9 protein-coding genes are annotated in these 12,398 nt (G+C 68.0%); 4 read left to right on the forward strand and 5 right to left on the reverse strand.

What is annotated here, in order from left to right:
- Window positions 1–54: 54 nt before the first annotated feature.
- Window positions 55–846, reverse strand: coding sequence for a hypothetical protein (locus WFQ05_RS13080; RefSeq protein ID WP_337054172.1), 792 nt, complete (start codon window positions 844–846; stop codon window positions 55–57).
- 49 nt (window positions 847–895) lie between these two features.
- The gene (locus tag WFQ05_RS13085; RefSeq protein WP_337054173.1) at window positions 896–2,521 is read right to left on the reverse strand and encodes an acyl-CoA synthetase; all 1,626 of its coding nucleotides are present in this window, start codon (window positions 2,519–2,521) and stop codon (window positions 896–898) included.
- 365 nt (window positions 2,522–2,886) lie between these two features.
- Here WFQ05_RS13085 and WFQ05_RS13090 point away from each other — a divergent pair, with 365 nt between their 5' ends.
- From WFQ05_RS13090 to WFQ05_RS13100, 3 genes are all read left to right on the forward strand, one after another.
- Complete coding sequence (locus WFQ05_RS13090) at window positions 2,887–5,715, forward strand: TonB-dependent receptor (RefSeq protein WP_337054174.1); 2,829 nt, start codon at window positions 2,887–2,889, stop codon at window positions 5,713–5,715.
- A gap of 104 nt (window positions 5,716–5,819) precedes the next feature.
- On the forward strand, window positions 5,820–6,224 hold the full coding sequence (locus WFQ05_RS13095; protein WP_165422671.1) for a cytochrome c: 405 nt from the start codon (window positions 5,820–5,822) through the stop codon (window positions 6,222–6,224).
- Window positions 6,225–6,293: 69 nt separating this feature from the next.
- Complete coding sequence (locus tag WFQ05_RS13100) at window positions 6,294–7,529, forward strand: FAD-dependent oxidoreductase (RefSeq protein ID WP_337054175.1); 1,236 nt, start codon at window positions 6,294–6,296, stop codon at window positions 7,527–7,529.
- Window positions 7,530–7,714: 185 nt separating this feature from the next.
- Here the strand turns inward: WFQ05_RS13100 and WFQ05_RS13105 are convergent, their stop codons facing one another.
- The 3 genes from WFQ05_RS13105 to WFQ05_RS13115 all read right to left on the reverse strand — a co-directional run bounded on the left by WFQ05_RS13105 (window position 7,715) and on the right by WFQ05_RS13115 (window position 10,395).
- Entirely contained in the window at window positions 7,715–8,464 is a 750-nt protein-coding gene (locus WFQ05_RS13105; RefSeq protein ID WP_337054176.1) for a hypothetical protein, read from the reverse strand.
- Between the two features lie 183 nt (window positions 8,465–8,647).
- Entirely contained in the window at window positions 8,648–9,634 is a 987-nt protein-coding gene (locus WFQ05_RS13110; RefSeq protein WP_337054177.1) for a malate dehydrogenase, read from the reverse strand.
- 266 nt (window positions 9,635–9,900) lie between these two features.
- Entirely contained in the window at window positions 9,901–10,395 is a 495-nt protein-coding gene (locus WFQ05_RS13115; protein ID WP_131658408.1) for a peptidylprolyl isomerase, read from the reverse strand.
- 101 nt (window positions 10,396–10,496) lie between these two features.
- Between WFQ05_RS13115 and typA the strand changes: the two genes are divergently transcribed.
- Window positions 10,497–12,326 (forward strand): translational GTPase TypA, encoded by a 1,830-nt coding sequence (gene typA / locus WFQ05_RS13120; protein ID WP_130516021.1) that lies wholly within the window; start codon window positions 10,497–10,499, stop codon window positions 12,324–12,326.
- Window positions 12,327–12,398: the final 72 nt, after the last annotated feature.

Genomic DNA, 12,398 nt, shown 5'->3' on the forward strand with positions numbered 1-12,398 from the left:
CTTGGACCATGGTCGAAGCCGCGCCGGCCCCACGTCAGCTGTCGAGCTCTTGGCTTATCTCCCGGCAGCTTCGAGCTCGCCGACGGTGACGTGCCCCTTCCAGCCGTCGAAATACTTGTCCGAATAGACCCGGATCGCGCGCACGACTGCGTCTTCGGAGGCCAATGTACATGCCTCCGGCGTCCCGCTTCCTTGTGCCTCCAGGCCCTCGATCCGGGTAATTCCCACGCCGTTGACGCCGCTGAAGCACCAACCCGTGCCGTAGACCGGATTGCTGGTGATTTCCTTGAGGTTGCGGTTCAAGCGCCGGTCCGCCCGAAGCGCGGCGAACGCATCCCCGTAGCGTGGCTGCAGCTGCTGCTGGAGCAAAATCGCGCGCTCCTTCTCCGCCGGGGAGACCTTGGACAGCGCTGACTGGTACAGCGCCACGGCATCCGGTTCCTTGCGCTCGGCGGCGAGCGCCAGCCAGGCCAGCCCCAGCGGTCGATCCTGCGCCACGTGGTCACCATTGAAGTACGCCGTTCCCAACGCCCGCTGCGCAAACTTGTTGCCCCACCCCGCGGACAGCCTGAACATCTCTTCGGCCTGTTGGTATTTGCCTTCAAGCCAATAACGCTTAGCCAAGCAGAAATTGAACTCGCCCGGCAGCACGCGGAACATCAGCTCGCCACAGGAGGGATTGACGCGTCCATCGGTCGAGGCCACCCGGGCCGCCTCCTCGGACATGGTCTCCTCGTCCTGCGTGGACGCCTTCTGCTGTGCCTGCGCGGCCAGCGGCATCCACGATAGGGACAAGGCCGCCATCAGGTTCAGGGCTGCCCTCGCACACCGCGCTCCGACGTCCATTGCGCACTCCTTCGCTGTGGTGGATCGATCATGCCAGAACGAGGCGCCGCTAGAGCTCCCGGGCCCGGTCGCGCAGCACGAACTTCTGCACCTTGCCGGTGGCCGTGCGCGGCAGTTCGCCGAAGACGAAGGCGCGCGGCACCTTGAACCCGGCCAGGTGCGAGCGGCAATGCTGTTGCAGGGTATTCGCATCCAGCGGGTCGGCGCCCGACTTGAGCTCGACGAAGGCGCACGGGGTCTCGCCCCACTGCTGGTCCGGCCGCGCGACCACGGCCGCGGCCATCACCGACGGGTGCCGGCACAGCGCGTCCTCGACCTCGATGGAGGAGATGTTCTCGCCGCCGGAGATGATCACGTCCTTGGAGCGGTCGCGGATCTTGGCATAGCCATCGGGATACACCACGGCCAGGTCGCCGGTATGGAACCAGCCGCCTTGGAACGCCCGCGCCGTGGCGTCGGGATTCTTCAGATAGCCCTTCATGGTGAGGTTGCCGCGGTACATGATCTCGCCCACGGTCATGCCGTCCCATGGCACCGGCGCCAGCGTGTCCGGGTCGAGCACCTGCATGTCCTCCTGCAGCAGGCAGGCCACGCCCTGGCGGCTGTTGCGCTCGGCGCGCTGCGCGATGTCCAACGCGTCCCATTCCGGGCGCGGAATGCACAGCGAGGCCGGCCCGTAGACCTCGGTCAGGCCGTAGACGTGGGTGATGTGGAAGCCCATGCGCTCCATGCCTTCGATCACCGCCGCCGGCGGCGCGGCACCGGCGATCTGCGCCCGCACGCCGCTGATGCCCTGCTTCCACGCCTCCGGCGCGGCCACCAGCGCGCTGTGGATGATCGGCGCGCCGCAGTAATGGGTGACGCCGTGCTCGCGCATCAGCGCGAACACGCGCTGGGCATCGAACCGGCGCAGGCACACCTGTAACCCCGCCACCGCCGCCATCGTCCAAGGAAAGCACCAGCCGTTGCAGTGGAACATCGGCAGCGTCCACAGATAGACCGGATGCTGCGGCATGCCCCAGTCGATGATGTTCGCCACGGCATTCAAGTACGCGCCGCGGTGGTGGTAGACCACGCCCTTGGGATCGCCGGTGGTGCCGGAGGTGTAGTTGAGCGAGATCGCCTCCCACTCATCCCGCGGCAGCTGCATCTCGAACCCGGCATCGCCGCCGGCGAGGAACGCCTCGTACTCGATCTCGCCGAGGAAGGCGCCCTCGGTCACCTGCGCATCGTCCACATCGATCACCCGCGGCCGGTGCGTGCACAGTTCCAGCGCCTGGGCGATCACCGGCGCGAACTCGCGATCGGTGAACAGCACCCTGGCCTGCGCATGGTCGAACATGAAGGCCAGCGTCGCCGCGTCCAGGCGCGTATTGAGCGTATTGAGCACCGCACCGAGCATGGCCGGGCCGTAATGCAGCTCGAACATCGCCGGCGTGTTGGGCAGCATCGCCGCCACCGTATCGCCCTTGCCCACGCCCCAGCGCTGCAGCGCGCTGGCCAGGCGCCGGCAGCGCGCGTACTCATCGGCCCAGGTCAGCCGGCGCTCGCCATGGACCAGGGCCACGCGCTGCGGATGCACCAGCGCGGCCTTGCGCAGGAAGGTCAGCGGCGAGAGCGCGGTGAAGTTGGCCGGGTTGCGCTCCAGCCCGGCGGCATAGGCCTGCTGCGACATGACACGTCCCTGATGGCGGAGGCGCCAGCGTAGCGACGCGCCCCAGGCTGCGCGGCTCGACCTTCGTCGAAGCCGGCGCTCCACAGCGCCGATTCCCGCCACATCGATTCTGACAAGAACGTCAGGATCCTTGCCACCCGCGTGATGCGGCGCACCTACCCACCCAGCAAGACCCCACTCGCGGCGATCGTCACCCGCTGTTAACGCTTACACATACTGCAGAACGTGTCCGACGCATGTCAGGCACCGCAATAGGGGATCACAGACCGTCATCCGTCCGCGCGGCCAGCAGGCCGCGTGTCGATCCCTGCATGGCCGTAGTCGTTGTCGTGCCCTCCCCTCCCCTCGCCTGGATAGAGCCCAACATGACCACCCGCCGTCTCCGCTCCCACCGCAGCCCGCGCCCGCTCCGTCGCGCCCCCCTGACCCGCCTGATCCTCGTGGCGCTGGCGGTCGCCGCCACGGCGCCCGCCCAGGCGCAGGAAACCTCCGAATCCAACGCCGCCAAGACGCTGGACAACGTCATCGTGACCGGCACCCGCCGCGTGGGCATGTCGGTGGACGACAGCCCGGCCCCGGTCCAGGTCGTCACCGCCGAGGCGCTGGAGCAGTCCGGCGCCCCGGACCTGATGAACCAGCTGGCCTTCCAGGTCCCCAGCTTCAATGCCAGCCAGCAGGGCACCGACATGACCAGCGCCACGCTGGTGGCCAACATGCGCGCGCTCTCGCCCAACCACACGCTGATCCTGATCAACGGCAAGCGGCGGCACTTCACCTCCAACGTCGCGGTCACCGGCGGCTATGCGGGCGCGGCCTCGACCGACCTGAGCTTCATCCCGACCAGCGCGATCGCCAGCGCCGAGGTGCTCACCGACGGCGCCGCGGCGCTGTACGGCTCGGACGCCATCGCCGGCGTGATCAACCTGATCACCAGGAAGAACGCCAGCGGCGGCAGCGTCTCGGCCGGCACCTCCGGCTATGACGATGGCGGCGGCTTCACCACCAACTATCAGGGCGACTTCGGCATCGGCGACGACACCACCTATTTCAACCTGGCCCTGGAAAGCGAACGCCGCCAGACCATTAACCGGCCCGGCGCGCCCTACGGCGCGGCCGCCTGCGTGGCCGACCGCCTGGCCAATCCGACCCGCGGCTGCCCGGCCACCGGTACCGCGACCACGCCCAGCGGCTACCCCAGCTCGACCGGCAACGCGGCGCTGGGACGCGAGAACGAATACAACATGATCTACAACCCCTGGTTCCCCAACAACAGCCACCAGGGCGATTCGCCGGCGATCCAGCGCGATGTGGGCTTCCTGAGCGCCGGGATGTTCCTGGACGACGGCACCGAGCTCTACGGCACCGGCAGCTTCGGCAAGAAGAAGACCCAGAGCTGGCAGAGCTACCGCCGCCCCTCGCAGGACGGCGGCGTGGACCGCAACGGCGACGGCGACCGCACCGATCCCATCGGCGGCACCGGCCCGCGCAGCGGCAGACCGCTGACCGAGGCGGACATCAACAAGTATCCCTACGGCTTCTCGCCCTCGATCGATACCGACGAGAAGGACTGGGAGGTGGGCGTGGGCATCACCGGCGAGCTAGCCGGCTGGCGCTACGACCTGTCCACCAACTACGGCAAGAACCAGATGGAGATCGACGTCACCAAGTCGATGAACTTCACCTTGTGGAACCGCACCGGCGCCTCGCCCGAGAGCTTCTACGTCGGCCGCTTCAGCGCGACGCAATGGGATACCGCGCTGGACCTGAGCCGCGACTTCGACTGGGGCCTGGCCGCGCCGACCACCATCGCGGCCGGTCTTGAGTACCGCGAGGACACCTACGGCATCGACCCGGGCGATGCGGCCTCGTACACCGGCGCGGGCTCGGCCTCCTTCCCCGGCTACAACCCGGCCGCGACCGGCAGCTGGGAGCGCAACAACAAGGCCGCCTTCGTCAACGTGATCCTCAACCCGACCGAGCACTGGATCGTCGACGCGGCCGCGCGCTACGAGCGCTACAGCGACTTCGGCAGCAAGGCGGTCGGCAAGCTGACCACGCGCTACGACTTCAACGAGCGCTTCGCCGTGCGCGGCACCTACAGCACCGGCTTCCGCGCCCCGACCATGGGCGAGAGCTACTACACCGCCATCCAGGTCGGTCCGACCGCGGCCACCGCGACGCTGCAGGCGGCCAACGTCGGCAGCGGACTGAAGCCGGAAACCAGCCGCAACTTCAGCGTGGGCCTGGTGTTCAAGCCGCTGGACAACCTGACCACCACCGTGGATGCCTACCAGATCCGCATCGACGACCGCATCCGCCTGGGCAGCACGCTGCTGTACTCGACCAGCCAGTCGGTGGACACCTTGTGCGGACGCACCGCCGGCTGCGTGCCCAACCCCAACCTGCCCGACCCGGCCGACACCAACCGCGACGGTCGCCCCGACGATGCCTACAACCAGACGCTCGGCGCCGCGCTGGTCGCGGGTGGCTTCATCTCCAACGGCAGCGATCCCACCGCGCCGGGCGGCAGCATGGACGCCACCGCGCGCGCCAACATCGGCCTGAACTTCTTCACCAACGCCATGGACACCAAGACCACCGGCGTGGACTGGGTGACGACCTACAACACCGCCTTCGACTGGGCGGCCATCGACTGGACCCTGGCGGCCAACTACAACAAGACCGAAGTCACCCGCGTCGGCAACGCGCCCGCCGACCTCGGCGGACGCGCGCTGCTGACCGATGCCGACGTCGCCACCATCCAGTACAACAGCCCGAAATACCGGGTCAACCTGGGTGCGAACATCCGCTTCGGCGAGCGCTTGGCCCTGAACATCCGCGAGAACGTCTACGGCCCGCAGTACACGCTGGGCACCACCAGCGCCTACGCGTCCTTCCCGCAGATCATGAACACGCTGGACCTGACCACCATCAACGGGGTGACCTACTACAAGGCCAAGATCGGCACGCTCTACACCACCAACATCGAACTGGCCTACACCCTCGATGAGCGCCTGCGTTTCAGCATCGGCGCCGACAACCTGTTCAACGCCTACCCGGACAAGACGCCCGCGGCGATCCGCCAGTACAACATCGAGCGTTATGCCACCACCGGCGCGCGCGACTACCTGCTCGGCAGTCCGCTGGGCTTCTTCGGCACGCGCTGGTTCGCCAAGGTGTCCTACACATGGTGAGCGACCGGGCCGGCGTCCGCGCATCGGCCACGGCGCCCCCGCCTTCGGGCGGGGGCGTCGGCGCGCAGACGCCTTCTTCCAGTTCCAGGTCCGCTCGCCATCGCATGCCTGGCGTGTTGGCCTTCCTGCTGCTCGCTTCGCCGGCCGTGGGCGCAAGCGGGCAGGCGGCGGACGCGGTGCCTTTCACCGCGCAGCAGAGCGCACAGGGCGCACGCGTCTACGCCCAGCACTGCGCCGCCTGCCATGGCCAGCAGCTGGAAGGCTTCTCCGGGCCGGTGCTGGCCGGTCCGGCGTTCTACGGCCGCGACATGGGCGTGCCGCTGCATGCGACCTTCCAGTACATGGCCCGGGAAATGCCGGTCGGCCGCCCCGGCTCGCTGCGTCGCGAGGACTACGCCGCGCTGATGGCCCTGATCCTGGAGAAGAACGGCTACCCCGCCGGTGACGTCGCGCTGGACTACGACACCGCCCTGCATGCCGACGCCCCGCTCTACTTCCATCGCCCCTGAGCGTGCATGTGGCGGGCGGGGCCAGTCTCCCGCCGCGCCGCATGGATGCCCCATCCGAGGACTGCTTCGATGCAACGACGAGACTTCATGATTGGCGCGGGGGCCGTGACGCTGGCCACGCTCGGCGCGGCCGCACCGCTGGCTGCTGCGGGAACGGCGACCGCACAGGCCGCGCCGCCCGGATGGGCCTTGGCCGACCCGCTCGGCGCGCGCACGCCGCCGCCAGCGTTCGTCCCCACCTCCGGCACCATCGCGCCGGTGCGTGCGCGCACCGACCGCATCGCGCGCATCACCGTCTGCACGCGCCCGTTCCGGGCGCAAGGCCCGCGCATCGAGCGCGAGAAGATCGCCGGCAGGGAGGTCATCCACAACTACGGGCACGGCGGCAGCGGCTGGTCGCTGTCCTGGGGCTCGGGCCTGGCGGCCGCGGCCGAGGTACGCAGCACCGGCGTGCGCCAGGCCGCCGTCGTGGGCTGTGGCGTGATCGGCCTGACCACCGCCGTCGTCCTGCAGCGCCAGGGCATCAAGACACGCATCTACACCCGCGAACGCGCCCCGGACGTGCGCTCGTTCAACGCCACCGGCCTGTGGACGCCGGACTCGCGCGTGGGCACCGTCGAGCAGGCCGACGGCGCCTTGTGGGAGGAGCTGTGCCGCAACTCCTTCCGCATGTTCCAGGCGATCATGGGCCTGCCCGGCAACCCGGTCGAGTGGATCGAGTCCTACGCCCTTTCGGACATTCCCTTCGACCAGGCCCGCAGCGAGCATCTGGCCCAGGCGGCCGGCAATGCGGTCCACTTCGCCAGCTTCGCCGACCGCGTGCGCGATCTGACACCGGCATCCGAGGATGTCCCGGCGGGCAGCCACCCGTTTCCGGCGCGCTACGTGCGGCGCGCCTCGACGATGATGTTCAACATCCCGGCCTACATGAACTGGCTGGAGCACGAATTCCTGCTCAACGGCGGCGCCATCGATTTCATCGACCTGCGCACGCCGAAGGACTTCGGCCTGATCCGCGAGAAGACCATCGTCAATGCCACCGGCTACGGCGCGCGTGCGCTGATGGGCGACGAGACGCTGGTTCCCGTGCGCGGCCAGATCGCGCATCTGGTGCCGCAGCCGGAGGTCGATTACGCGCTGCGCTTCGAAGGCGTGAGCCTGGTCCCCCGCCGCGACGGCCTGCTGGTGCAGGCCATCGGCGATGAGATGGACGGCTACAACAACCCCTCGGTCGTGCCCAACCGCAAGGAGTCGGAGGCCGCCGTGCTCAAGCTGGCCGCGCTGTGCGAGCGCTTCACCCTGTAACGCGGCGACCGCAGCGCCAGAAAGCACAAACGCCGGCTTTCAGGGCCGGCGTTGTGTTCTACGTCCCGCAGCGCCGGGGCGCGCAGGAAACGTGGACGCATCAGATCAACCGCGTGCCGAATCGTCCGCTGCGCGGCTCGACTCTGGCCTGGACGGCGTCCGGTCGGATCCTGGCGTCTCGCCGCCTATCTGCCCGGACCGATGTCCTCGACTTCGCCTGTCCTGACCCGCCCGCTCCAGTCCTGGAAATAGGTGTCATAGCGGGCCTGCAGCCCGTTGAGGACACGCTGTTCGGACAAGAGCGAGCACGGATAGACGGACTCCGGGTTTCGCGGGTTGGCGAACCCCATGCTGTTGACGCCTCTGATGCACTTGCCCGAACCGTAAACCGGATTGCTGGCCAGCTCACGCATCTTGCGACGGAACAGCTTGTCGGCGCGGACGGCGGCGACGTCATCGGCATACTTGGCGCGCATCTGCTTGTACAGCGCATCCGCCCTGGCCTTCTGCGCCGGCGTCACCTTCTCCAGCGCGGAGTTGAACAGCCCCACGTTCTCCGGCTGCATGCGTTCGGTCGAGAGCCCCAGCCAGGCCAGACCCAGCGCGCGGTCCTGGGTCGCGCCCTCGCCATTGAAATAGGCCACGCCCAGCACCTTCTGCGCCGTCTTGTCGCCCCACGCCGCCGCCTCGAGCATGCGCGACAGGGCTTGGGGCATGTCGCCCTTTCGCATCGCGGCCGCCCCCATGCAGAAGTTGTAATCGCCGGGAAGCAGCTGTTCCAGCAGGCGGCTGCAAGGCGAGACGTCGACCGCGGGACCCCGGCGCGGACGCTCTTTCGCGGCGCCAGGCGGGGAATGCACGGCAATGAAGGCCACGAACGATGCCAACAGCCCGCGGCGCAGGACTTGGCGGAGGGAATGGGCGATGCGTTCCATGCAACGTTCCTCGCTGAGGCTGTCGCCCTCGATACTACGCCTGCATCACGGCGAATGCGGATCGCCGTGAATCGAAGGTATGGCGCGGAGTTTCCGGCCCACGGAACGGCCGGCGGCGCCCGCAAAGCAAAACGCCGGACCTCACGGCCCGGCGTCTGCGTCGCAGCGACCTCCAGCGGAGGATCAACCCAGCAGGTGGGCCACGCCGTTGCGCTCTTCTTCCAGCTCGGCCAGGGTCTTGTCGATGTACTTCTGGCTGAAGTCGTCGATCGGCAGGTCCTTGACCAGGGTGTACTCACCGTTCTGGGTGGTCACCGGGAAGCCGAAGATCACGCCCTCCGGGATGCCGTAGGAACCGTCGGACGGCACGCCCATGGTCACCCACTTGCCGTTGCTGCCCAACGCCCAGTCGCGCACGTGATCGATGGCGGCGTTGGCGGCCGAGGCGGCCGAGGACGAACCGCGCGCCTCGATGATCGCCGCGCCGCGCTTGCCCACGGTCGGGATGAAGGTGTTGGCGTTCCATTCCTGGTCGTTGATCGCCTCGCCGATCGAGGCGCCGTCGGCGGTGGCGAAGCGGTAGTCCGGATACATGGTTGGGCTGTGGTTGCCCCACACCACCAGCTTCTCCATGCCGGCCACCGGCTTGCCGAGCTTGAGCGAGAGCTGGCTCAGGGCGCGGTTGTGGTCCAGACGCAGCATCGCGGTGAAGTTCTTCGCCGGCAGGTCCGGGGCGGACTTCATGGCGATGTAGGCATTGGTGTTGGCCGGGTTGCCGACCACCAGCACCTTCACGTTGCGCGAGGCGACCTTGTTCAGCGCGGCGCCCTGGGCGGTGAAGATCTTGGCGTTCTCCAGCAGCAGGTCCTTGCGCTCCATGCCCGGGCCGCGCGGACGGGCGCCGACCAGCAGGGCGTAGTCGGCGTCCTTGAAGGCCACTTCCGGGTCATCGGTGCCGACCATGCCGGCCAGCAACGGGAAGGCGCAGTCCTCCAGCTCCATCATCACGCCCTTCAGCGCGGCCTGGGCCTTCTCCATCGGCAGCTCGAGCAGCTGCAGGATGACCGGCTGGTCCTTGCCCAGCATCTCGCCGGAGGCGATGCGGAACAGCAGGGCGTAGCCGATCTGGCCGGCGGCACCGGTGACGGCGACTCGGACGGGTTGTTTCATGGTGTGGATTCCTCGTGCATCGGATGGCGGGTGCGATGCCCGCCTGATGGGATAGGCGCTAGGCGCGCCAGGCGGATGGAGGGGTCACGCAGGCCGACGTCACGATCTCGCAGGCATCCAGCGGATGGCAGCGCGAAATCGGCATGGACGGCGGCTCCTGGTGGCGCCGCCTCGATTGTGCGGCGCGGAATTTTAGCACGCGCGCCCGGCGCGGCCGCGTTCGACCAATGGTCTACTTGCGGACGTGCCGGGGGCGGGGGCCGTGTTCAGGCAGCCAGGTGCCTGTTCCACTCGGCCACGCGGTCGGCCTTGGCGGCCAGGACGGCGTCGGCGTCGCCCTCGATCACCACCGAGTCGATGGTGTCGCCCTGCTTGACCGCATCGACGGCCTCCAGGCCCGAGACGACCTTGCCGAACACGGTGTGCTTGCCGTCCAGCCACGGGGTGGCCACATGGGTGATGAAGAACTGGCTGCCGTTGGTGTTGGGGCCGGCATTGGCCATGGACAGCACGCCGCGCTCGTGGCGCACGCCGTTGTTGGTCTCGTCCTCGAAACGGTAGCCCGGGCCGCCGCGGCCGGAGCCTTCCGGGCAGCCGCCCTGGATCATGAAGTCCGGGATCACGCGGTGGAAGTTCAGCCCGTCGTAGAAGCCGCGCTTGGCCAGGTTGACGAAATTGGCCACGGTCAGCGGCGCCTTGTCCGGGTACAGCTCGACCTGGATCGGGCCGCGGGAGGTGTTGAAGGTGGCGGTGAGGGACATCGTGGAACTCCTTTGGAGCAGGCAGCCCGGTCGTGGGCGGTAACCGGCTATAATACGCGCTTCCCTCCACACCTCTGCGCGCACCGCCGCGCCCGTGCCGCATGTCCATTGAAAACCTTCGCAACATCGCCATCGTCGCCCACGTTGACCATGGCAAGACCACCCTCGTCGACTGTCTGCTGAAGCAGTCCGGCACCTTTTCCGAGCGTGCCGTCATCGCCGAGCGCGTGATGGACAGCAACGACCAGGAAAAGGAGCGCGGCATCACCATCCTGGCCAAGAACACGGCCATCAAGTGGAATGGCAACCGCATCAACATCGTCGACACCCCGGGCCACGCCGACTTCGGCGGCGAGGTCGAGCGCGTGCTGTCGATGGTGGACACCGTGCTGATCCTGGTCGACGCGATGGACGGCCCGATGCCGCAGACCCGCTTCGTGACCCAGAAGGCCTTCGCGATGGGCTTCAAGCCGATCGTGGTGGTCAACAAGATCGACCGTCCCGGCGCGCGTCCGGAATGGGTCGTGGAGCAGGTGTGGGACCTGTTCGACCGCCTGGGCGCCACGCCCGAGCAGATGGACTTCCCGATCGTCTACGCCTCGGCGCTGAACGGCTACGCCTCGCTGGACGAGAACGCCCGCGACGGCGACATGACCCCGCTGTACGAGGCGATCATGCAGCACGCGCCCAAGCCGGAGGTCGACCCGGAAGGCCCGTTCCAGATGCGCATCAGCCAGCTGGACTACAACAACTTCGTCGGCGTGATCGGCATCGGCCGCATCCAGCGCGGCACGCTGCGCAAGAACATGCCGGTGGCCGTGATCGACCGCGAGGGCAAGAAGCGTCAGGGCAAGGTGCTGCAGGTGCTGGGCTTCCTCGGCCTTGAGCGCATCGAGCAGGAGACCGCCGAGGCCGGCGACATCGTGGCCATCTCCGGCATCCAGGAGCTGACCATCTCCGACACCGTCACCGCCCTGGAGGCGCCCGAGGCGCTGCCGGCGCTGACCGTGGACGAGCCGACCATCTCGATGACCTTCCAGGTCAACAACTCGCCCTTCGCCGGCAACAAGGACCTGTCCGGCGGCAAGTTCCTGACCAGCCGCCAGCTCAAGGACCGCCTGGAGCGCGAGACCGTGCACAACGTGGCGCTGAAGGTCGAGCAGCTGGAGGACGCGGACAAGTTCCTGGTCTCCGGCCGCGGCGAGCTGCACCTGTCGGTGCTGATCGAGAACATGCGCCGCGAAGGCTACGAGCTGGCCGTCTCGCGCCCGGAGGTCATCATCAAGGAGATCGACGGCCAGCAGATGGAGCCGATCGAGCAGCTGGTGGTGGACGTGGAAGAGATCCACCAGGGCGGCGTGATGGAGAAGCTGGGCGTGCGCAAGGGCCAGCTGAAAAACATGGAGCCCGACGGCAAGGGCCGCGTGCGCCTGGACTATGAAATCCCGGCGCGCGGCCTGATCGGCTTCCAGAACGAGTTCAAGACCCTGACCCAGGGTTCGGGCCTGCTGTTCCACGTGTTCGACCACTACGGCCCGAAGGAACAGGGCGCCATCGCCAAGCGTCCCAACGGCGTGATGATCGCCAATGCCCCGGGCGCCACGCCGGCCTATTCGCTGGGCCCGCTGCAGGAGCGCGGCAAGCTGTTCGCCGCCGAGGGCGACAACGTCTACGAGGGCCAGCTGATCGGCATCCACTCCAAGGACAACGATCTGACGGTCAACGCGATCAAGACCAAGCCGCTGACCAACATGCGCGCCTCGGGCAAGGACGACGCCATCCAGCTGACCCCGGCGATCAAGTTCACCCTGGAGCAGGCCCTGGACTTCATCGACGACGACGAGCTGGTGGAGATCACCCCCAAGGAGATCCGCCTGCGCAAGAAGCACCTGACCGAAAGCGAGCGCAAGAAGGCCTCGCGCGCGGCGTAAGGCGGTCTGTGCAAGCTGGCGCGGGTGGCGGCCCACGAGTCGCCGCCCGCGCACCAACCGGCGTATCCTTCC

Source organism: Pseudoxanthomonas sp. USHLN014 (genome assembly GCF_037153335.1).
GTDB classification, from domain to species: Bacteria; Pseudomonadota; Gammaproteobacteria; order Xanthomonadales; family Xanthomonadaceae; genus Pseudoxanthomonas_A; species Pseudoxanthomonas_A winnipegensis.